Genomic DNA, 21,205 nt, shown 5'->3' with positions numbered 1-21,205 from the left:
TTTGCAACACAATGTCCGATCTGCCCAACCTCGTCTGGCTGCGCGCCTTTGAGGCCGCCGCCCGCCTGCAAAGCTTCACTGCCGCGGCGGAGGAACTGGGCCTGACACAGGCCGCGGTCAGCCACCAGGTCCGCAGCCTGGAGAAAAGCTTTGGCATCACCCTGTTCATCCGCCGCGCCCGGCACCTGGAGCTGACGCAACTGGGCCACGCCTACTACCCCTCGGTAGCGCAGGCGCTGACCGACATCGCCTATTCCACCCGCGGTCTGCTGGGCCATGCCCAGACCCGGACCGTGACCCTGCGGGCGCCGGTCTCCACCGCGGTCCTGTGGCTAGCGCCGCGGCTGGGCGCCTTTCACAGCGCTCATCCGCATATCCGCATCCGGCTGATCTCCGCCGTCTGGGCCGACAGCACCCAGGACGAGGACGTTGAAATAGACCTGCGGCTGGGCCCGTCTGGCTGGTTCGACCGCCGCGCGCATCTGCTGGCAACCGAAAGCGTGATTCCCGTGGCACAACCGCAACTGGCAGAGCAGCTGAAATCGGTGGACCAGCTATTTGGCCAGACGCTTATTCACATCCACGGCTACCAGGATCACTGGCTGCGCCTGTCCGAACAGACGGGCGTTCCGCTCAAGGACCGCTCCGCACCGCTCTATGTCGATACTTCATTGGCCGCGATTGAAATGGCAGCCTCCGGCGCCGGTGTTGCCATGCTGATGCGCCGCTATGCCGAACTGCCGCTGTCGCTGGGCCGTCTGGCGCCTGTGGCGGGCGCAGAGATCCCGATGGGCCAGGGCCACTATCTGATGCCAGCCGCCGGCGAAGCCCCCAACAGCGCTGAGGTTGCCATGGTGCGGGACTGGGTCGTCTCCTTGTTCTGTTGATTGCCTGCGCTGCGCCCCTTGCCGGAACGCGGACTGCCCGCTAGCGTCCGCCCATGCCCTGGCCCCAGAACAACCCGCCCCAGCGCGACGGCGATGCAGCCGCAGGAATCGAAGTCACCGATGATTTTGAGCGGTTCACGCAACGCAACGACATCTTCACCCGTGCGTTCTGGGATGACCGGGTGAAGTCCAAGCACACAGCAAAATTCTTCTCGTCCTACCGGATGGAAGCCGCCCCCCGGCGCGGCGACGGGTTCACTCAGCGCGATTTTGCCCTGCGCAACGCGGCCTGGCTGATTTCCGACGTGGTCTCCTCCCGCCGGGCGCAGGATGGCATCCGCGAAGGGTTCCAGGCCGCCATCCGCCCTGACACCCCGGTGGCAAAGGAGGCGGTGGAGATCGACGATCCGGCAAAGATGTCCGCCGAGGTGAAGCGCATTGCCATGTTCTTCGGCGCCAACCTGTGCGGCATCACTGACATGGATGACCGCTGGATCTACACTTCCCGCGTCGATGCCCGCGATATGTCCGAGGCGCCGCATGACCTGCCCGAAGGGCTGACCAGCGTGATCGTGCTGGGCCATGAGATGGACAAGGACCTGGTGGCCACCTACCCTTCCGCCCTGGCCGGCGCCGCAACGGGACGGGAATACAGCCACGAAGCCTCCATCGTGATGCAGCTTGCTGCCTATATCCGCAATCTGGGCTACGAGGCGGTTCCGTCTATGAACGATACCGGCCTAGTGATCCCCTACGCGGTGAAGGCAGGCCTCGGCGAATACGCCCGCAACCAGATGGTGATTACGCCTGAGTTCGGACCGCGCCTTCGTTTCTCCAAGATCTTCACCAATCTGCCGCTGGTACATGATGTGCCGCAACCTCTTGGTGTGAAAGAGTTTTGCAACATCTGCACCAAGTGCGCCGACGCCTGCCCGGTGAAGGCTTTGCCCTACGGGCCGCCCTCCACTGAAACTGCCAATGTCTCAGCGATCAAGGGTGTGAAGAAATGGACCTCTGACGCCGAGAAGTGTTTTTCTTTCTGGGCCAAGATGTCCTCGGACTGCGCCATTTGCATGCGGGTCTGCCCGTTCAACCGGGATTATTCCAGGCTCCGCAACCGGCTGTGGCTGAAACTGTCGCTTGGCCCGCTGCGCAAGCTGGCCCTGCGGCTGGCCGCAAGGCATGGCGGCCGGCGCAAACCCGCTGACTGGTGGGCGGCATCCTCTCCCGCTCAGGACTGACAAGCGCGAGGGCGCCCGCCCGTCCTTGGCGCCTCCGGCACCGCGCCCCGTTGGGCCGGTTAGCCCTTCGGGCTGCCCGGCTTTCTGTTCACCCGCGCACAGGGCGCGTGAGATCGCCCCGGTTCCCTCGCGGCTCTGCACACCCTATCTTAGCCGCAATCAATGTTTACAGGAGGCATTGATATGTCCCTCAGACCCATCCTCGAAACCCGCGCCGCCCAGCCCCATACGGAGGGCGCGGGCGTCAAACTGCACCGCGCCTTCGGCTTTCAGGATCCGTCGGAACTGGACCCGTTCCTGCTGTTCGACGATTTCCGCAACGAAAACCCGGAGGACTACCTGCGCGGCTTCCCCTGGCATCCACACCGCGGCATCGAGACCATCACCTATGTGCTGGCAGGCACGGTGGAGCACGGAGACTCGCTGGGCAACGAGGGCACCCTGGGCGCAGGCGACGTGCAATGGATGACCGCGGGATCGGGCATCCTGCATCAGGAGATGCCCGCGGGCAACGCCAAGGGCCAGATGCACGGCTTCCAGCTGTGGGGCAACCTGCCCGCCAGCCAGAAGATGACCGCGCCGCGCTACCAGGACATCAAAGGCACCGAAATACCCGAGACTATCGATGACGACGGAACCCGGGTAAAAGTGATCGCCGGCGATTTCTGGGGCAAGCGCGGCCTGGTCGACGGCATCGCCGCCGACCCGCAGTATCTGGACGTCTTCATCCCGGCAGGGGTGAAAAAGACTCTGCCGATCGACACCTACCGCCGGGCTTTTGCCTATGTGTTCGAAGGCAAAGCGGCCTTTGCCGATGCCTCCGCTCCGCAAGGCGTGCTGCTGGAGAAGGAAGTCGCAGGCCAGGAGGTCAACATCCGCGACCTATCCGGCGACCGCACCCTGATCCGCTTTGGCACCGGCGACGGGATCACCGTGCAGGCCGGGCCGGAGGGCGTGCGCTTCCTGCTGATCTCCGGCGCGCCGATCAACGAGCCAGTGGCATGGCACGGGCCGATCGTGATGAACACGCAGGCCGAACTGCAACAGGCCTTCCGCGACCTGCGCAACGGCACATTCATCAAGCCTGCGCACTGACTGCATCGGCCCGCCAAACGCACGCTTGATGTGCTATACTCCCCCTGTCCAATGACCGATGGGGGGAGTGATGATCATACGGGTGTTCCGTGCCACCGTTCGCGACGACAAGGTCCAAGAATTCAAGAATTTTCTGACCGATACCGCTGTGCCGCATGTGCGCCGCCAACCAGGGCTTGTCTCTGTCACCGCAGGGCTTCCGCGACCCGAATCCCCCGCCACATTCTGTGTAGTGATGGTCTGGGAAAGCATCGAAGCGCTGCAAGCCTTTGCCGGCGAGGATTGGGAACAGCCGCATGTTCTGCCCGAAGAGGACCCGATGGTGCTGAGCCGTCAGATCGACCACTACGACATGCTGGGACTGCTGAGCTGATCAGGCCGTCAGACGCCGGAAAACCAGCTGTACACGGTCTCCGCCCCCGCAGGCTCCGGCGTGAAACCAGATTTCTGCAGCACCCGGGCCGAGGCCGCGTTTTCCTGCATGACCCCACCGGACAGCGTGACGCCGCTGCCGCGGAAATGTGCCTGCAATCCGCCAATCAGTTCGCTGGCCAGCCCCTGCCCCCAGGCGGATTCGGCAAAGAGATAACCCAGGTTCCGGATGCTGCTGCCCTCTTCCGGAAAGGACAAGATGATCAGCCCGACACCTTCGCCCGCCGCATTGCAGAGGGCCGCCACTTCGGCCTGCTGCGACACCGCCGCGAGGAATTCGCGGCGGCTCTGATCGCTGCCCTGTGCCTGAAACCCGTCCGGCAGCCATTGCACCACCTTCGGCGCAAACAGGCCCGCCAGCTCCGCCGCCGTCAAATCCTGCCAGGGGGCGGCCCGCAGACGGCCGGTTTTCAGATCCAGCAGGCTCATGTGCTGACCGCCTTCTGCACCATTCCCCAATAGACCCGCTCCACCTCGTCCAGCGACAGCCGCCCTTCTGAGCGGTACCAGGTGTTGACCCCGTTCAGCATCGCAATCACCGCCAGCGTCGCGATCTTGGTGTCGGGAATGGCGAACACGCCCTGCTCGACCCCTTTTTTCAGGATCCCTTCTACGCCGTTCTCGTAGTCCCGGCGCAGCGATTCGATGACGGTGAAATTCTCCTCCGTCAGATTGCGCAGCTCCATATAGGCGATGAACACTGCATCCGGGCGCTCCAGGTGAAAACGGATGTGAAAGCCGGTGAAGGCACGCAGCCGTTCCAGCGCGCTGTCCGACTGCGGCACTGCATCCCAGGCTGCCTGCAGCTCTTCCATGTGGCCTGCCATCAGATTGAACAGCAGGCTCTGCTTGTCGGGCGTGTAATTGTACAGCGCCCCCGCCTGCACCCCGACCTCCTTGGCGATCTGGCGCATCGAAACCGCGGCATAACCATGCTGCGCAAACAGCCGCAGGGCCGCCTCGCGGATGCGGGGGCCGGTGATATCGGAGTGGGAACCTTGGGTGCGTGCCATGGGCCGACAATAACTGAACAGATGTTCAGAAAAAAGAGCGAATGCCGCCGCCCCTTGCCTCTATCAGCCCGCGGCTGCAGGAACATGCCGCAAACGCTGCGGGAATTCAATTGTGCCAGCCCGCCGGACCTCCTACAACCGGCCCAGCAGAGCATGGGGTTTGGGCAATGCAGCTTTGGACACAGATCGCAATTTTTCTGGCCGTGACGGCAGCCGCCGCCTGCACCCGGGTGCCTGAACTGGAGGACCGGCTGACCCCGGACCTGCGCGGCGCGGAATATCCCGACCTCCTGCCGCTGGATGACGCGTTGGAACCGCTGGATCCGCCGCAGCAGGCCAGCCAGGACCTGCAGGAGGAGCTCGACGCCCGCAGCAACCGCCTGAAGCGCCGCGCAGAAGCCGTCAAAAACGCCGAACTCTGACCTCTCCGCGGCATTCCTGCCTGCCCTGAAGGGCCTTGTTTCGCGGCGGCGTTGCACGCCTGCGCCGAACCCGCTAAGGCGGGGCGGACAAGTTTCGGACAAAGGACCTCCAGCCATGACAGAACCGCTACGCCTAGGGATTGCAGGCTTGGGCACCGTCGGCATCGGCGTGGTGAAAATCATCCGCCGTCACGCGGCGCTGCTGGAGGCTCGGACCGGACGCCCTATAGTAATCTCCGCCGTGTCGGCCCGGGATCCGAACAAGGACCGAGGCGTGCCGCTCAAGGATTACGCCTGGGAGACCGATCCGGTGGCGCTGGCCGTACGCGGCGACGTTGACGTCTTTGTCGAACTGATGGGCGGCCACGAAGGCGCTGCAAAGGCCGCAACAGAGGCCGCCCTGGCCGCGGGCAAGGATGTGGTCACCGCCAACAAGGCGCTGCTGGCCATTCACGGCCAGGAACTGGCAGAACAGGCCGAGGCTTCGGGCCGGGTGATCCGCTTCGAGGCTGCCGTCGCCGGCGGCATCCCGGTGATCAAATCCCTGACCGAAGGCCTGGCCGGCAATGAAATCACCCGCGTCATGGGGGTGATGAACGGCACCTGCAACTACATCCTGACCCAGATGGAGGCCACCGGCCAGGGCTACAACGCGTTGTTCGAAGAATGCGGCCGCCTGGGCTATCTGGAAGCCGACCCGAACCTGGACGTTGGCGGCATCGACGCGGGCCACAAGCTGGCACTGCTGGCCTCCATCGCCTTTGGCACCAAACCAGCGTTTGAGAAGGTTGAACTGGAAGGCATCCAGCGCATCCAGCTGGAAGATATCCGCGACGCCGCCGACATGGGCTACCGCATCAAGCTGCTGGGTGTGGCGCAACGCACCGCCCGCGGACTGGAACAGCGCATGTCGCCCTGCCTGGTGCCGGCCGACTCGCCGCTGGGCCAGCTGGAAGGCGGCACCAATATGGTGGTGATCGAAGGCGACTCCATCGAGCAGGTCGTGCTGCGCGGCCCCGGCGCCGGCGAAGGCCCCACCGCCAGCGCCGTGATGGGCGATATCCTCGACCTGGCCCGCGGGTTGCGCATTGCCACCTTCGGCCAGCCCGCCAGCACCCTGCAGGAAGTGCCCGCCGCCCAGACCGGCCTGCCTGCGCCGTTCTATCTGCGCATGGGACTGCTGGACAAACCCGGCGCGCTCGCCAAAGTTGCAGCCATTCTGGGCGAGGCCGGCGTGTCGATCGACCGGATGCGCCAGTACAGCCATAAGGCGCCGGTGGCGCCAGTGCTGTTCGTGACCCACAAATGCACCCGCGCCACCCTGGACATCGCGCTTGAGGGCCTCTCTGCCACCGATGTGGTCGACGGCACCCCCGTTGCCCTGCGCATCGAAGAGGTCTGATCTGCGCCAAAGGGGCAATTTTGAGCCTATTTACGCGCTGCGGCTGGGATTTCCTGCCGCCGTGCCCCCTATCGCCTCTTGCGAGCCTGCCCCGCCCCGCGCTATTCGGCTTGGAACGCCCATTCACATCTGACCCGTTGAGACAGGATTTCCGGTATGACATCGAACACCTCTGACGCGCCCTTTCATGACCGTATGCTGTCGCTGGGCCTCGCCCGCGTTGCCGAACAGGCCGCGCTGGCCTCTGCCTCGCTGATCGGCCGCGGTGACGAGAAAGCCGCCGACCAGGCCGCCGTCAACGCCATGCGCGAGCAGCTGAACCTGCTGGACATCGCCGGCGTGGTGGTGATCGGCGAAGGCGAGCGCGACGAGGCCCCGATGCTGTATATCGGTGAGGAAGTCGGCACCGGCAACGGCCCCGGCGTCGACATCGCGCTGGACCCGCTGGAAGGCACCACCCTGACCGCCAAGGACATGCCGAATGCGCTGACCGTGATCGCCATGGGCCCGCGCGGCTCCATGCTGCACGCGCCGGACACCTATATGGACAAGCTGGCAATCGGCCCGGGTTACGCCGAAGGCGTCGTCTCGCTGGACATGTCGCCGCGCGAGCGTGTCGAGGCGCTGGCCAAGGCCAAAGGCTGCGCCCCGTCCGACATCACCGTCTGCATCCTGGAGCGCCCGCGCCACGAAGCGATGATTGCCGAAGTGCGTGAAACCGGCGCGGCCATCCGCCTGATCACCGACGGCGACGTGGCAGGGGTCATGCATTGCGCCGAAAGCGATGTGACCGGCATCGACATGTATATGGGCCAGGGCGGTGCACCTGAGGGTGTGCTGGCAGCGGCGGCACTGAAGTGCATGGGCGGCCAGATCTTCGGCCGCCTGCTGTTCCGCAATGATGACGAGAAAGCCCGCGCCGCCAAGGCCGGCATCACCGACCTGGACCGGATCTATGCCCGCGACGAAATGGTCACCCAGGACGTGATCTTTGCCGCCACCGGCGTGACCGGCGGCTCGCTGCTGCCGTCGATCAAGCGCACTCCGGGCTGGGTCGAAACCACCACCCTGCTGATGCGTTCGAAAACCGGTTCCGTGCGCCGCATGTCCTACCGCACGCCGCTGGAACCGCACCAAAAGTAAACTGGCCAGCGGCCGGGGAGCGGCTTGCGCCGCTGCCTCCGGCGGGAGTATTTCAGGAAAGATGAAAGGGCCGGATCCGCTTGGGTCCGGCCTTTGCACATGAGGGCAGACGCATGAGCTTTTTGGGTGTTGAGCAGTCCCTGACCGGCCGCCGCTGGGTCGGCCCCGGGGTCGAGGTGGACCGCGCGTCCGAGATGATGGCGCAGCAGACCGGCCTGCCCCGCTCTGTCTGCCAGGTTCTGGCCCGGCGCGGCGTGCCGGCGATGGAGGCCAAGGGGTTTCTTGAGCCAAAGCTGAAAGAGCTGCTGCCCGACCCGCGCGAGATGAAGGACATGGAGGCTGCCGCTGCCCGCTTCCTTGAAGCGGTGCGGCGCAAACAGCGGATTGCGGTCTTTGCCGACTATGACGTTGATGGCGGCAGCTCGGCCGCGCTGCTGATTGTCTGGCTGCGGCAAATGGGATTGGAGGCAACGCTTTATATTCCCGACCGCATCGACGAGGGCTATGGCCCCAATGTTCCGGCCATGCAGGAGCTTGCCGCCGCCCATGACCTGATCATCTGTGTCGATTGCGGCACGCTGAGCCACGAACCGATTGCCGCTGCGAAAGGCGCCGACGTGATCGTGCTGGACCACCACTTGGGCAGCGAAACGCTGCCGGACTGCGTGGCGGTGGTGAACCCGAACCGTCAGGACGAAAGCGGCGACCTCGGCTATTTCTGTGCAGCGGGCGTGGTGTTCCTGATGCTGGTCGAGGCCGGCCGCCAGCTGCGCGAAGCTGCTGCTAAGGGGCCGGATCTGATGGCCCTGCTGGACCTGGTGGCGCTGGCCACAGTGGCGGATGTGGCGCCTCTGATCGGCGCCAACCGGGCGCTGGTGCGCCAGGGTCTGAAAGTGATGAGCGCCCGCAGGCGTCCCGGACTGGTGGCGCTCTCCGACGTCTCCCGCATGGATTCGGCACCTTCCACCTATCACCTCGGATTCCTGCTGGGCCCGCGGGTCAATGCCGGCGGGCGGATCGGCAAGGCCGACCTTGGCGCGCGTTTGCTGTCGACAGACAATCCGCATGAAGCCGCTGCCCTGGCGGAACGGCTGGATGAGCTGAACACAGAACGCCGCGACATCGAAAACGCCGTGCGCGCCGCCGCGCTGGAACAGGCGGAGGAACGCGGCCTGGAGGCCCCGCTGGTCTGGGCCGCGGGCGAGGGCTGGCACCCGGGCGTGGTTGGCATCGTTGCCTCCCGCCTGAAAGAAAGCGCCAACCGCCCGGCCATCGTGATCGGCTTCGACGGCGAAGAGGGCAAGGGCTCTGGCCGGTCGGTCTCGGGTGTCGACCTCGGCGCCTCAATCCAGCGGCTGGCCGCCGAGGGCCTGCTGGTCAAGGGCGGCGGCCACAAGATGGCGGCGGGCCTCACCGTGATGCGCGATAAGCTGGAACCTGCGATGGCGCGGCTGACGGAATTATTGGCCAAACAAGGTGCGGGCGAAGGCGGCCCCGCCGACCTGAAACTGGACGGCGCCCTGATGCCGGGGGCTGCCAGCGTGAATCTGATTGAACAGATCGAACAGGCTGGCCCGTTTGGCGCCGGCGCCCCTGCACCGCGCTATGCGCTGCCGGATCTGCAGGTGAGGTTCGCCAAGAAGGTGGGCGAAAGCCACCTGAAGCTCTCCCTCAGCGACGGCATGGGCGGCGGTGTTGACGCAATCTGCTTTGGCGCCTTCGACACGGCTCTGGGCCCGCGGCTGCTGGAGCATGGCGGCGCGCGCTTCCATTTTGCCGGACGGCTGGAAATCAACACATGGGGCGGCCGCCAAAGCCCGCAGCTGCGCCTGGAGGACGCCGCAGAAACCTGAGTTATCAATGGCTTGCCGCCTGTGGATAAGAAATTTCACAAAGGCGTATTTTTTCTCTTGCGGGTTCCGGCGGTTACAACTAAATACCCGCTCACGCACAGAGTGGCCCGTTCGTCTATCGGTTAGGACGCCAGGTTTTCAACCTGGAAAGAGGGGTTCGATTCCCCTACGGGCTGCCACTTTCCCCAAAAGATCCGCACCAACGAGCGTCATTCAGGGCGCTTTTTGAAATTGCATTACCTCACAGTTCCAGCCCGTTCTCCGCCGCTTTCCACCACTGGAAAAGGCCTGAGAGGCTCCCGTATTCACGCCGGTACACGCTTAGAGTTATTACCTTTCACCCATTCAGCCTGGGCTTGAAGCAGAGCCGCACCTAACAGCGGCTTCGACCTCCGGACGGGAGGCTGCGCGCCAGTAACCCCAGCCCATGATCACAGCCCCGGCAAAGGTATTGCCCAGGGTGACAAAGATCAGGTTATAGGCCGCCCCCGTGATCGAGATGCTGTCCGGGTGGTCCGACATCAGTGCCACCGAAAACACCGTCATATTGGCGATGCTGTGCTCGAAACCGGCCGCGATAAAGGCATAAAGGCACCAAAAGATGATGATGCACTTGCTCACGTCGTCCTTGGCCCGTGCCGAGCACCACAAGGCCAGGCACACCAGCCAGTTGCACAGCACCGCCTTGGCAAACAGCTGCAGCGCAGGACCATGCATCTTCTTGGCAGCCACCTTGTGCAGCAATGCGTCCTCGCCTGCGCCCAGAATGAGGCCGCCGCCGCCCGCAGTGAACAAGGCCGCCAGCAGCAGCGCCCCGGCCAGGTTGCCGCCCCAGCTGGCCGCCCAGCAGCGCAGCAGGTCATAGAAGCCGGTTTGCCCGGTCAGAAGCCCCTGCGTCATGTACATGGTGTGGCCGGTGAACAGCTCGGCACCGGCAAATACCACCAGCGTCAGCGCGATACCGAAACTTGCCCCCATGACGATCGGGCGGAACGCCCCTTCGATGCCCTGCCCCACCGAGAAGATCAGCAGGATTCCGGCCCCGACAAACGCCCCGGCCTTCAGTGCCAGGATCAGAAAGGCCAGCGGATCAGCGCGCAAGTGACGGCTTTTCTTCTGCGCCAGCTGCGCGAAACTCAGAACTGTTTCAGCATGGGTCATGTCACGTCACACTCCGCATCTGGAACATCCTGCGGTGCCAAACGACCCGCACTTCGGATGCCCGAACAAAACCGGGATAGCCCAAAGACAGGCCAGCGCCGCGGCAAGATAGAGAAAGGCAAACCCCAGCTCCTGTTGAGCAGACACCAGGTAGGAATTGCAGATCCGCACCGGGGCATGGGTATAGAGGAATCCCAGAACGCCCAGCATCGACAGCGCATTGGCCTTGAGAAAGCCGCGCAGGACCGGACCCAGCCAGGGCCAGCTCAAGCGCAGCGGCACGCCAAGCAGCAACGGCAGACTCAGGTTTTTGGCGGCCTCTCCTGCAGGTGTCAGCGCCCAGTCCACACTGCGCGGCAGCATCCAGAAGAGAAATGCCGTCAGCGCCGTCAGCAACAGCGGAACCGCCCAATCGCGCCGCACGCGCAGGTTCCAACCCAGAAGCACGCCTGCCAGCACCAGCAGCGGCATCTGCACCAGCACATGCTGAACCGGGCTGGCCGCCGCCGCCTCGCGCAGGGCCACAGCTTCCGCCATGGCCAGCAGGCCCAGGCAGATCATCCTCATGGCTGCCCTCCGTCGAGATGGGCCAGCACTGCCTCCACCGCGTCGGTGTCATAGACGGCAGAGAAACTTCCGTCGCCCGAGATCACATGGATCGCTGCATTGTGCTGAAAACCGCCCCATTCATCCGGGATAACCGTCACATCAAACAGCTTCAGCAGGCCCGGGAGATCCTTCTGCCTGGGCCGCGCGACGGTCCACATCACACCGTCGGCCTCATGGGCATCACCGTAGATGGCCATCTGCTCCGGCGTGTCGCGCTCAGGATCGAAACTCACCGACAGCAGCCGGACCCGCGCCCCTTGCGCCCGCAGTCGGTCGCGGATTTCGGCAAAGTCCGCGGCAGAAATCTGGCAGATATCGCCGCAGACCGTGTAGATGAACTCGACCAGCACAACCTCGCCCGCTTGCGGCAGCAATGGCACCTGGCGGCCGACCATATCCTCCAGCAGCACCTCGGGCACTTGGCGGGGCGACTGCACCACATCCAGCCGCCGCGCCGCTTCGCTGGTGAAGGCCTGCGCCCCGTCAGTCACCTGCCACAGGATCCCGCCGCCGGCCACGGCGGCGAGAACCGAGGGGAGAGCGCGGGCCAGCATCAGCCTTCGCTCCGCCCCAGCCGCGCTACAAAGCGCAGGACAAAGATCAGCGTCCCCAGCACCACCAGCACGCTGAACAAGGTGCCGATGCGGTCATGGGTCAGCCACTCCTCGTAATGCACCGCCCAGCGGCGCGGGATTGAGGCGGCGCCGGAGAACAGGAACACCGTCACAAAACCGGCAGCCCCCGCCAGGTAGACGGCAAAGCCCGCCCGGTCCAGACCGTTCATCCTGGCAATCGTCTTGCCGCGCACCAGCCAGGCCATGAAACCAAAAGCCATCGCCACCTCACCCAGCAGCAGGTAGGTGTGGAAATGCCCCGGCACCCACATGGTGTTGTGCATCACCTTGTTAACGCTGATCATCCCGTCGATGGAGGCCGGGATCGATCCCACCGACCAGCCCGCAACCGACAGCACCAGCAACGCCGACGCCAGGTCCCAGGTCATGTTGGAGCCGCGCACATAAAGGAAGGTTGAAAAGGCGGTGACCGCAATCAGAGGGATGCCGCTGAAGTAGGAGACCAGCTGCCCCACCACCAGCATCCAGGGCGGCATCACCACGTCTTGCAACAGATGGTGCCAGTAAACCGCCATCACAAAGATCAGCACCGCATTCCAGGCGATCGCAAACAGCCGGTTCGATTTCCAGGGTTTGCCGGTGTATTCCGGCAGGATCTCATAGACCGCCGTCACCGCCATGTAGATCGACGCGTTGATGAACACATGACCGAAGAAATAGATCAGGTTCTTTGCAAGGAGTGCATCGACCTCGAACCCCGGCACCAGCAGATGCACCAGGCTTGCCGCCAGCACCGCCGCGCCCAGGATGATGCCGATCGAGTTGAAGATGGTCACTGCCGCGGCCGCCACGATGGCGGGCGGCGGCGGATCATTGTCCTCACGCCCAAGGATCAGGTTCCAGCCCAGCGCCCGCGCCAGACTGCCGTAACGGGTATGGATCCGGCGACCCAACTCCAGGTAATAGAGCAGGAAGCCGACGCCGATGGCGGTATAGCCCAGCATAAAGGCCGCCGCCGCGCCTGCCTCCCAAGCACCGCCGGACAGAGCCGGCAGCGGAAAAAGGAAAGTCCAGGCACCGCCGTAGCCGCCGATGAAGATGGCACCGAGAATCAGCACCACACCCAGCAGAAACAGCCCCAGGAAGGCCCAGAAGATGCCTCCTGTCAGCACCAGATGGCGGCCGCCGAAGTACCACATGATGGCCGCCCCCGACAGCGCCGCAGTACCCACCATGCCCGCGCCATGTGCGGTCAGCAACTGGTAGAACAGCGCCGCGTCCAGCTCAATCCACTGGCCCTGCGCCGCGCGCATGATCAGGCCGAAGACCATCATCAGCGCAAACACTGCACCGGACAGGATCATTGTCAGTTTGACCGCCCCCGCTTGCGGCGCAGCCGCCGCGTGCCCGGGGATATAATTTTCGGATGCAGTGCTCATTTACTCCTCCGCCGCTACAACTTCGAATTCATTGACCATGTCATGATGCGCCACCCCGCAGAACTCCATGCACAGGACCTGGTAGCTGCCCGGTTCCTCGAACGTATAGGTGATCTGCGTGGTGTAGCCGGGGATCGCCTGCACCTGGGTCAGCAGCGTAAGGCTGCTGTCATAGATGCCCATCCCGTGGGTCACGTCCTCGGTGGTGACGTTGAAATTGACCGGCTTGCCAGCCGGGATTTCCGTGGTGTCGATGTCCCACCACCACTGGCCGCCGCTGACATTCACCTCCAGCGCATCACCGGTGCTGGCCAGCGCGTGCGGCCACTCCCGCAGCGAGGCAACGGAGACAATCACACCCGCAATTGTCATCGCCCAGATCAGCCCGGTGCGTTTTGCGTTGGCGCCCGGACCCGGCGCCGGGTCGCGCGCAGCCCTCACCGCCAGAACAAAGACCGCTGACAGCGCCGCCATCAGGATCAGCGAGATTAATAGAACAACTGGCTGCATGCGCTGCCTCCATTTAATAAGTATTTTGAATGCCTATTATTGGACACCGCAAATGCGTGTCAACAAAATACGTCTTTTCAATGCATATTAATTATGGGATGAACGCTTATGCAGATCACCAAGTTTTCCGATTACGCCCTGCGCATCCTGATCCACCTCGCCACCCACGAGGACGGGCTGATGACCACTCGCGAAATTGCCGGGATGCAGCAGTTGCCTTTCAACCACCTGGCCAAGATTTCCCAGTGGCTGACCCACGAGGGTTATGTGGAATCAGTCCGCGGCCGTAACGGCGGCATGCGCCTGGCCGTGTCGCCAGAGGCGATCTCCATCGGCGGGCTGCTGCGGAAATCCGAACACGGCACGCCGCTGGTGGAGTGCATGAAAGAGGACGGAGGCTGCTGCGTCATGACCCCAGCCTGCGGCTTGCTGCCGATTCTCAACGAGGCCCAGGAGGCGTTCTTTGCCGCGCTCGACAGCAAGACCTTGCAGGACGTGCTGGTGGGCAACCGCGGCATGAGGAACCTGATCCGGGCGTTGGAGGCGGAACAAGCCTTGAAATAGGCTTCGACCGCATGCCCGGCCTCGGCCGCTTCAGCCGCTCCTCACTTGGCAGCGCCGGAAACCGTACCCTCCAGCACCTGCCCGTTCCAGGCTTCAAACGCCACCGACAGATGCCAGGCCTTGAACCCGGCGTAGCCTGTCAGCAGCGCCAGTATCAGCAGGTACATTGACCTGCGGAAACGCGGGTTTTCCTCTGGCGTTTTATTCTCAGTCGGCGGCATCATTGCCATTCCACAGCACATAAAGTGTCAGCATACGGATTTGGGCATCGCTCAACCTGCCCTCCCATGCGGGCATGACGCCCATTCGGCCATAGTAGACACTGCGGTAGACGTCGTCACGGCTGCCGCCATAGATCCACTGGCCATCCCCAAGATCCGGCGCGCCGTTCTCCAGCCCGCCGCGCCCATCATCGCCGTGGCAGGCAGCGCAGTTGTCCTCAAACACCATCCTGCCCGCTTCAGCCAAATCCGCGTCATGCGCCTGCCCCGAAAGCGACAGAACAAATTCCACTGCCTCCTTGACCTGCGCCTTGTCCAGCATCCCGTCGGCGCCAAAGGCCAGCATCTGGGCGCTGCGGGTGTCGTCATGGGCCGCGTTGATGCCAAAACGGATGCTGTACTCAATCTCCTCCGGGCTGCCGGACCACAGCCAATGCCCGTCTGTCAAATCGGGGAATCCGGTCTGACCCGTCAGCTCCGCCGTGTGGCAGGCGGCGCAGTTGTCGGCATAAAGTTTGCCAATCGCCTGGCCATAGCGCGCCTCAAGCGCCGGGTCCGCCGCAAGTGCTGCAATATCCGCGGACTGGAACGGTGCAAAGGCCTGCGCCCGTTCCGCCTCCGCCTGATCCACCGCAGCCGCCACCTCCGCCCGCGTGGAATAGCCCAGTAGCCCCTTGGCATAGCCGGTGACCAGCGGAAACGACGGGTACAGCAGCCAGAACAGCACCGATACCGCAATACTGATCCACAGCGCCCAGCGGGAGGCCCAGGGCACAGGCGTGTCCATTTCCTTGATCCCGTCCCACTCGTGGCCGGTCAGCTCAGTGCCCGAAACCGGGTCCTTTTCCTTCACTGCCATGGCTGGTCCTCCCGCCCGTCCAGCGGGGATTGCGCGGCATCGTCGTAGATCCGACGCCGCGACGGCCAGTAGGTCCAAAGCACCGCCGCCAGGAACACCACCAGCAGGTAAACCGCCCCCCAGGTCTTGGAGAACACAAGAACGGCGTCATGGGTCATCGGTTCACCTCCTCCGGGTCCAGCGTGTCCAGGTCGGCAAGCGTACCCAGCATCTGCAGATAGGCGACCAGCGCATCCATTTCCGTCAGCCGCCCGGGCTGACCGTCGAAATCGCGCACCTGCACCTTTGCGCCATAGCTCTCCTGCAGCTCGCTTTCGTAGTTCTGCTCGAAATCCGCCTGCCAGACCGCGTCCTTCTCTGCGTTTTCGATCTGCGCTCTGCTATAGGGCACCCCTGCCCGGCTCGGCGCCTTCAGTGCCGCGGGCAAATGGCCGGTTGCCAGCCGCGTGTCCGACAGGAAGGCATAGCCCGGCATCACCGAGCCTTCCACAAACTCCCGCGGGGCCTCCAGATGCGCAACGTGCCAGGCATCCGAATACTTGCCGCCGATCCGCGCCAGATCCGGCCCGGTGCGTTTCGAACCCCATTGGAACGGATGGTCATACATACTTTCGGCCGCCAGGCTGTAGTGCCCGTAGCGCTCCACATCGGACCGCAAGGTGCGGATCATCTGGCTGTGGCAGGCATAACAGCCCTCGCGCACATAGATGTCACGCCCGGCCAGCTCCAGCGGCGTATAGGGGCGCATCCCCTCCACCTTCTCCACCATGTTCTCGATGGTGAACAGCGGCGCGATCTCGACAAGGCCGCCGATCGAGGCCACCATCAGGATTGCCAGGGCAAAGCCGATAGAATTCCGTTCAAGCTTCTGATGCTGTGTGCTCATGGCTGATCACTCCGCAGGCTGCCGGGGGATTGGCCCCGCTTGCCGGGTTTGGGCCTTCTTCGGCCCGCTCACCGTCATCCAGATGTTGTAGGCACCGATACAGCCGCCGATCAGATATAGCAGCCCGCCAACCGCGCGCGCGGCGTAATAGGGGTGCATCTCCACTACGCTGTCGAGGAAGGAGTAGAGGAAAGCGCCATCGGCATCATAGGTCTGCCACATCAGCGACTGAGTAATGCCGCTGTTCCACATTGCGCCGACGTAAATCAGCGTGCCGGACAGGGCGAGCCAGAAGTGCCAGGCCTCCAGCTTCAAGGAATAGACGCCCTCGCGCTTCCACACCCACGGCACCATCTTGTACATCGCCCCGAAGGTGATGAAGGCAACCCAGCCCAACGCGCCTGCATGCACATGGCCCACCGTCCAGTCAGTGTAATGGCTCAGCGAATTCACCGGGCGGATCGCCATGAAGGACCCCTCAAACGTCGCCAGCCCGTAGAACAGCACCGCCACCATCATGAACCGCACTGCCGGGTCGGTGCGCACCTTGTCCCAGGCGCCGTTGATGGTCAGGATGCCGTTGAAGACCGAGGCCCAGCTCGGCACCAGCAGGATGATCGACATGGTCATGCCCAGGTACTGCACCCAGTCCGGCAGCGCCGTGTAATGCAGATGGTGCGAGCCGGCCCACAGGTACAGGAAGGTGATCCCCCAGAAGCCGACTATCGACATCCGGTAGGAATAGACCGGCCGGTTCACCGCCTTGGGCAGGAAGTAATAGAGCATCCCGAGGAAGCCGGCGGTCAGCAGGAAGCCCACCGCATTATGCCCGTACCACCACTGCGTCATCGCATCCTGGGTGCCCGCAAACAGCGAATAGCTCTTGGGGTAGGCGATCGAGACCGGCACCGACAGGTTGTTCACCGTGTGCAGCATCGCAATCACCACAATAAAGGCCAGGTAATACCAGTTGGCGACATAGATATGCGGCTCCGCCCGCCGGGCCAGCGTTTTCAGGTACAGCGCCAGATAGCCGACCCAGACCACCAGCAGCAGCAGATCCGCATACCATTCCGGCTCCGCGTATTCCTTGGACTGGGTGATGCCCAGCGGATAGCCCGAGGCCGCCAGCACCAGGAACAGGTTATAGCCCCAGAACACCAGCCACGGCAGGGTCTCGCTCGCCAGCCGTGCCCTTGAGGTCCGCTGCACCACATAAAACGAGGTGGCAATCAGCGCGTTGCCGCCAAAGCCGAAGATCACGCCGGAGGTATGCACCGGCCGCAGGCGCCCGAAGTTGGTCCAGGCCATATCGCCGTTCAGCGCCGGGAAGGCCAGTTGCCAGGCCAGGATGTCGCCCACCGCAAAGCCGATGATGGCCCAGATCAGCGCCGCAACCACGCCAAAGCGGATCACCCGGTCGTTATAGGCAAGCGGCACCTTTGCCGGGGTTTCGCCCAGCCGGTTCAGCATCCACATAAGGCCCCATCCCGCCGCCAGTGCAATCAGCCAGCCATGCAGAACATAGGCCACCGGCACACCCCAGCCCAGGATCGCCAGCCCGCCCAGCAGCACCAGGCAAAGGGCGCACAGGATAGCGGTTTCTTCGAGCGGAACTCTACGCTGCATCACAGGCCTCCATCAGCATGGGGCATCTCTCCGGGCTTCCCCGGCGCCAGCCGTCAACTTTCATCACCGCCTCCATGAAACAGATCCGCATAAGCATGCCAGGTCGCATAGCCCAGCAGCGGAAAGATCACCGCAAGCCCCAGCAGCCCGGTCAGCACTCCCAGCCCGGTCAGCAGGGTGATCGCCGCCCCCCACCAGACCGACAGCCGGAAATTATGCGTGGCGGCGTTGAAGCTCAGCCCCATGGCAGAGAATCCGTCGATCCGCCGCTCCACCAGCATCGGCAAGGAGAAGGCCGAGACCGCAAACCCCAGTGCCGCAAAAAGCCCGCCGGTCAAGGACCCGGAAATCAGCAGCATCCAGCCCGCCGGGGTGCTGATCATCAGCACCAGCGTCTCTACGAAACCGGCAAATGGCCTGAGGCCATAGACGATGGCGAACAGCACCGTCGCGGCCCGGATCCAGGTCAGGGCAAACACCATCAGGATCGCGCCCACCAGTGCGATCTGACCTTTCGAGGCCACCTCGCGCCGCCCGCGGGCCACCGCATAAAGGCCAACCGTGGCCACCGGCCCCACCAGCACCCCACCCGCCAGCAGCGGCAAGAGCATCCAGCCGGTGCCTGTGGCGGACAGCAGCCAGACCGCCAACCAGCCCAACAGCACCAGCGCGCCGCCGTAACTCAGTGAATATCCGGGATTGCGGCGCAGGTCGGCCCAGCCCGCCGCCAGCCAGCGCCGCACAACACGGACGGGCGGCTCTGCAATGATCCGGGCCTTGGAGTAAAGTGGATCAGGCATGTCTGCTATCCCCCGCACTTGCGGCCTGTGCCGCCAGCATAGCACACTCCACACACCGCCTCTGCCATCCAAGTCACGAAAGCACCGGCGGCACATCCGCTTCGCGCTGGAAATTTTCCAGCCCGTAGGACAGCCCCTTGCCGATCCGGTCGGCCAAGGCGGCAAAGGCCTGGGCCGTCTCCGGACTCAGCTCCCGCTCCGCGGTGTCGCGGAACAAGGCCAGCCAGACCGGGAAATGCTCCGGCCGGATCTCCGGATTGGCCAGATGAACCTGCATCGGATTGCCTGCATACCCCGGTTCGCGCAGGATCGCCCCGCGCCAGAAGGCAGCAATGCGCGCCTCATGCTCCGGCCAGTCGGTGACCGCGGCATTGAACACCGGCCCCAGCACAGCATCCGCGCGAACCCGGGAATAAAAACGGGCTACAAGCAAGGCAATCTCATCGGCTGACACCTCGAATATCCAAGGCTGCTTGTGCGGCGAATCCTTCATGGCAACCCTCCATACATGCACGCCGCATTCATGTATTAAAAAATAGGTATTGTAAAGTCGTATTTAAATCGCAAACAGGACCGCACATTGCTCCGGCCTCTTTCCAAGCGTCTGGGAAACTCTTTCACAGTGGTTGTTCAAGGCAGAAATTTCGGCTCATGCCCCGGGCAATTCGCCCGGGGCAGTCAGTTTTGCCAGGAAACAGAGGCACTACTTCTTCAGGTTGGTCCAGATCTGGTCATAAACCGCTTGGGTTTCCTGGTTGCAAACCTCGATGAACACGCCCTCACCCGCATTTGCATGGGGGTTCTTTTCCGGCTGCGCGGCCAGTGCCGGATCAAGGTGCTCTGCGACGCCGGTAACCCCAGCATTATACTGCGCGTAGTTGGTGACTGCGGCGATGTTTTCCGGCATAAGCAGGAAGTCCATGAACTTCAGCGCGTTTTCCCGGTTCGGCGCGCCCTTCAGCAGCACGACATTGTCCATCCAGGCAACATAGCCCTGGGTCGGATAGGCGTATTCCACATTAGCGCCTTCCTCCCGCGCCTTGGCAGCGAAACCGTCATAAATCTGCCCGACCGCCGCATCTCCCGACACCAGCACTTCCTTGGCAGTGTCGGAATTGAAGGAGGCCCAATGCTGCTTGGCATCCTGCAGCATCGCATTCAGCGCCTTCAGTTGTTCCCGGTCGGTGGAGCATTGCGGGATACCCATATGCAGCGAGGCCATCGCCATCACTTCCCCCTGGCTGTCCAGCATATTGATCTTGCCCGACAGCTCCGCCGGCGGATTGAACAGGATATCGGTGGTCTGGATGTCGCCGCTGTAGGCATCGCGGTTCACGGCGAAGGACGTGGACCCCCACTGATAGGGGATCGAGGAAGCGCGGCCCGGATCAAAACTGGGGTCGGCCCACTCCGGGGAAATGTTGCCTTTGTTCGCCAGCTCGCCATCGGCAATGGTGTCCAATAGGCCCTCACCCGCCATGATGCTGACCATGTAGTCGCCCGGCACTGCGAGGTCATAGGTGCCCATGCCGCCGGCCTTCAGCGTTGCCAGCATCGATTCATTGGAATCGTAGGTGTCCATAGTCACCTCGATGCCGGTCTCGGCGGTGAACTTGTCCAGCACTTCCTGCGGCATGTATTCGAACCAGTGGTACAGCACCAGTTTCCCCTCGGCGGCCGCTGCATTGGCTGCAACGCTCAGCGCGAGTGCCGCAGCGCTGGATTTCAGCAGGTTTTTCATGTGTTTCCCTCCAGGTTGGATCATTTTGTGTTGTCGGATTTGCTGACGAAGTAGCTGATGGTGACCATCACGATTGAGATGCTCAGCAGCATGGTCGAGATCGCCATGATATTGGGTTTGATGCCCTGTTTGACCGAGCCGAAGATCGCAGTTGGCAGTGTCTCGACCCCCGCGCCCTTGACGAAGTTGGTGATGATGAAGTCGTCGAGCGAGACGATGAAGGCCAGCAGGAAGCCGGAGATGATGCCCGGTGCCATCAGCGGCATCAGGATCTTGGTGAAGGCCTGCCTGCGGGTTGCGTAAAGATCCATCGCCGCCTGTTCATAGCTGTCTTCGATCCCCTGCATCCGGGCCGAGATTGGCAGATAGGCAAAGGGTATACAGAAGGCGATGTGGGCGACCAGAATGGTCATGTAGCCGCGGGTGAAGCCGATCGCGTTGAAGAAGATCAGCGTGGCAACCGCCGTTACAATCTCGAGACTGTGCGGAATTTTGTGCCCCGGCGCCATTTCTTACGCCAATGGGAAGCGTTCCTCGAACATGATGGCGAGCTGGCTTTTCACCGCATGCCATTCGCGCACTGACCGCTTCCACTCCGCTGAGGTAGCATTCAGCGCCAGATAGATCAACTTGGCCGCCGCCTCATCGCTGGGGAAATGGCCGCGGGTTCGGACCGCGCGGCGGATTTTCGAGTTCAGCGCTTCAATGGCATTGGTCGTGTAA

General features: G+C 63.3%; 25 protein-coding genes, 1 tRNA gene and 1 pseudogene. 10 read left to right on the top strand and 17 right to left on the bottom strand.

The features are described from left to right. Positions 1–11: 11 nt before the first annotated feature. From A9D60_RS23420 to A9D60_RS23405, 4 genes are all read left to right on the top strand, one after another. Positions 12–887, top strand: coding sequence for a LysR family transcriptional regulator (locus A9D60_RS23420; protein WP_065269814.1), 876 nt, complete (start codon positions 12–14; stop codon positions 885–887). Between the two features lie 53 nt (positions 888–940). Continuing rightward, the gene (locus A9D60_RS23415; RefSeq protein ID WP_065269813.1) at positions 941–2,128 is read left to right on the top strand and encodes a reductive dehalogenase; all 1,188 of its coding nucleotides are present in this window, start codon (positions 941–943) and stop codon (positions 2,126–2,128) included. A gap of 183 nt (positions 2,129–2,311) precedes the next feature. Continuing rightward, on the top strand, positions 2,312–3,223 hold the full coding sequence (locus A9D60_RS23410; RefSeq protein WP_065269812.1) for a pirin family protein: 912 nt from the start codon (positions 2,312–2,314) through the stop codon (positions 3,221–3,223). A gap of 70 nt (positions 3,224–3,293) precedes the next feature. Further along, entirely contained in the window at positions 3,294–3,596 is a 303-nt protein-coding gene (locus A9D60_RS23405) for an antibiotic biosynthesis monooxygenase family protein (protein ID WP_065269916.1), read from the top strand. 8 nt (positions 3,597–3,604) lie between these two features. Here A9D60_RS23405 and A9D60_RS23400 read toward each other — a convergent pair whose 3' ends face one another. Then, positions 3,605–4,084 carry a GNAT family N-acetyltransferase gene (locus A9D60_RS23400; RefSeq protein ID WP_065269811.1) on the bottom strand — a complete coding sequence of 160 codons (480 nt, stop codon included), beginning with the start codon at positions 4,082–4,084 and terminating at the stop codon, positions 3,605–3,607. After that, positions 4,081–4,668, bottom strand: coding sequence for a TetR/AcrR family transcriptional regulator (locus A9D60_RS23395; RefSeq protein WP_065269810.1), 588 nt, complete (start codon positions 4,666–4,668; stop codon positions 4,081–4,083). Before A9D60_RS23395 ends, A9D60_RS23400 begins: the two co-directional genes overlap by 4 nt. A gap of 167 nt (positions 4,669–4,835) precedes the next feature. Between A9D60_RS23395 and A9D60_RS23390 the strand changes: the two genes are divergently transcribed. From A9D60_RS23390 to A9D60_RS23370, 5 genes are all read left to right on the top strand, one after another. Beyond that, complete coding sequence (locus A9D60_RS23390; RefSeq protein WP_083194344.1) at positions 4,836–5,090, top strand: hypothetical protein; 255 nt, start codon at positions 4,836–4,838, stop codon at positions 5,088–5,090. A gap of 115 nt (positions 5,091–5,205) precedes the next feature. Continuing rightward, complete coding sequence (locus A9D60_RS23385; protein WP_065269809.1) at positions 5,206–6,492, top strand: homoserine dehydrogenase; 1,287 nt, start codon at positions 5,206–5,208, stop codon at positions 6,490–6,492. A gap of 156 nt (positions 6,493–6,648) precedes the next feature. Continuing rightward, on the top strand, positions 6,649–7,635 hold the full coding sequence (glpX, locus tag A9D60_RS23380; RefSeq protein ID WP_065269808.1) for a class II fructose-bisphosphatase: 987 nt from the start codon (positions 6,649–6,651) through the stop codon (positions 7,633–7,635). A gap of 113 nt (positions 7,636–7,748) precedes the next feature. After that, the gene (gene recJ / locus A9D60_RS23375; RefSeq protein ID WP_065269807.1) at positions 7,749–9,488 is read left to right on the top strand and encodes a single-stranded-DNA-specific exonuclease RecJ; all 1,740 of its coding nucleotides are present in this window, start codon (positions 7,749–7,751) and stop codon (positions 9,486–9,488) included. Between the two features lie 104 nt (positions 9,489–9,592). Next, a tRNA-Glu gene (locus tag A9D60_RS23370) sits at positions 9,593–9,667 on the top strand. Positions 9,668–9,833: 166 nt separating this feature from the next. Here A9D60_RS23370 and A9D60_RS23365 read toward each other — a convergent pair. The 5 genes from A9D60_RS23365 to A9D60_RS23345 are packed head-to-tail and all read right to left on the bottom strand — an operon-like array spanning position 9,834 to position 13,782. Then, positions 9,834–10,649 carry a formate/nitrite transporter family protein gene (locus A9D60_RS23365; RefSeq protein WP_065269806.1) on the bottom strand — a complete coding sequence of 272 codons (816 nt, stop codon included), beginning with the start codon at positions 10,647–10,649 and terminating at the stop codon, positions 9,834–9,836. Positions 10,650–10,655: 6 nt separating this feature from the next. After that, positions 10,656–11,216 carry a hypothetical protein gene (locus A9D60_RS23360; RefSeq protein ID WP_065269805.1) on the bottom strand — a complete coding sequence of 187 codons (561 nt, stop codon included), beginning with the start codon at positions 11,214–11,216 and terminating at the stop codon, positions 10,656–10,658. Further along, positions 11,213–11,812, bottom strand: coding sequence for an SCO family protein (locus A9D60_RS23355; RefSeq protein ID WP_065269804.1), 600 nt, complete (start codon positions 11,810–11,812; stop codon positions 11,213–11,215). Before A9D60_RS23355 ends, A9D60_RS23360 begins: the two co-directional genes overlap by 4 nt. Beyond that, positions 11,812–13,272, bottom strand: coding sequence for a cbb3-type cytochrome c oxidase subunit I (locus A9D60_RS23350; RefSeq protein WP_065269803.1), 1,461 nt, complete (start codon positions 13,270–13,272; stop codon positions 11,812–11,814). The genes A9D60_RS23355 and A9D60_RS23350 overlap by 1 nt, the downstream gene beginning before the upstream one ends. Further along, positions 13,273–13,782, bottom strand: coding sequence for a cytochrome C oxidase subunit I (locus A9D60_RS23345; RefSeq protein ID WP_065269802.1), 510 nt, complete (start codon positions 13,780–13,782; stop codon positions 13,273–13,275). 108 nt (positions 13,783–13,890) lie between these two features. On the opposite strand from A9D60_RS23345, the gene A9D60_RS23340 reads away from it, so the two are divergent. Then, on the top strand, positions 13,891–14,346 hold the full coding sequence (locus A9D60_RS23340; RefSeq protein WP_065269801.1) for an RrF2 family transcriptional regulator: 456 nt from the start codon (positions 13,891–13,893) through the stop codon (positions 14,344–14,346). 41 nt (positions 14,347–14,387) lie between these two features. Here A9D60_RS23340 and A9D60_RS27300 read toward each other — a convergent pair whose 3' ends face one another. The 10 genes and pseudogenes from A9D60_RS27300 to A9D60_RS23295 all read right to left on the bottom strand — a co-directional run. Continuing rightward, complete coding sequence (locus A9D60_RS27300) at positions 14,388–14,513, bottom strand: hypothetical protein (RefSeq protein WP_302621863.1); 126 nt, start codon at positions 14,511–14,513, stop codon at positions 14,388–14,390. 40 nt (positions 14,514–14,553) lie between these two features. Beyond that, positions 14,554–15,426 carry a cytochrome-c oxidase, cbb3-type subunit III gene (ccoP, locus tag A9D60_RS23335; protein ID WP_065269800.1) on the bottom strand — a complete coding sequence of 291 codons (873 nt, stop codon included), beginning with the start codon at positions 15,424–15,426 and terminating at the stop codon, positions 14,554–14,556. Then, positions 15,417–15,584, bottom strand: coding sequence for a cbb3-type cytochrome c oxidase subunit 3 (locus A9D60_RS23330; protein WP_039174659.1), 168 nt, complete (start codon positions 15,582–15,584; stop codon positions 15,417–15,419). The genes ccoP and A9D60_RS23330 overlap by 10 nt, the downstream gene beginning before the upstream one ends. Then, the gene (gene ccoO, locus A9D60_RS23325; protein ID WP_065269799.1) at positions 15,581–16,312 is read right to left on the bottom strand and encodes a cytochrome-c oxidase, cbb3-type subunit II; all 732 of its coding nucleotides are present in this window, start codon (positions 16,310–16,312) and stop codon (positions 15,581–15,583) included. The genes A9D60_RS23330 and ccoO overlap by 4 nt, the downstream gene beginning before the upstream one ends. 6 nt (positions 16,313–16,318) lie before the next feature. Further along, on the bottom strand, positions 16,319–17,941 hold the full coding sequence (gene ccoN / locus A9D60_RS23320) for a cytochrome-c oxidase, cbb3-type subunit I (protein ID WP_065269798.1): 1,623 nt from the start codon (positions 17,939–17,941) through the stop codon (positions 16,319–16,321). 53 nt (positions 17,942–17,994) lie between these two features. Continuing rightward, a complete protein-coding gene (locus A9D60_RS23315; protein WP_065269797.1) occupies positions 17,995–18,741 on the bottom strand; it encodes a DUF2189 domain-containing protein in 747 nt (248 codons plus the stop codon). Positions 18,742–18,814: 73 nt separating this feature from the next. Continuing rightward, entirely contained in the window at positions 18,815–19,234 is a 420-nt protein-coding gene (locus tag A9D60_RS23310) for a group III truncated hemoglobin (RefSeq protein ID WP_065269796.1), read from the bottom strand. A gap of 210 nt (positions 19,235–19,444) precedes the next feature. After that, positions 19,445–20,482, bottom strand: a complete 1,038-nt coding sequence (locus A9D60_RS23305) for an extracellular solute-binding protein (protein WP_065269795.1) — start codon at positions 20,480–20,482, stop codon at positions 19,445–19,447. 20 nt (positions 20,483–20,502) lie between these two features. Beyond that, positions 20,503–20,958, bottom strand: a pseudogene (locus tag A9D60_RS23300) (ABC transporter permease); the annotation flags it as partial. A 36-nt stretch (positions 20,959–20,994) separates the two neighbouring features. After that, the coding region (locus A9D60_RS23295) for a transposase (RefSeq protein WP_141117855.1) at positions 20,995–21,205 on the bottom strand (211 nt) is incomplete at its 5' end.

Source organism: Leisingera sp. JC1 (assembly GCF_001679925.1).
Taxonomy (GTDB): domain Bacteria; phylum Pseudomonadota; class Alphaproteobacteria; order Rhodobacterales; family Rhodobacteraceae; genus Leisingera.
The sequence above is the reverse complement of the archived record's forward strand: the minus strand, read 5'-3'. Positions and strand labels throughout refer to the sequence as shown.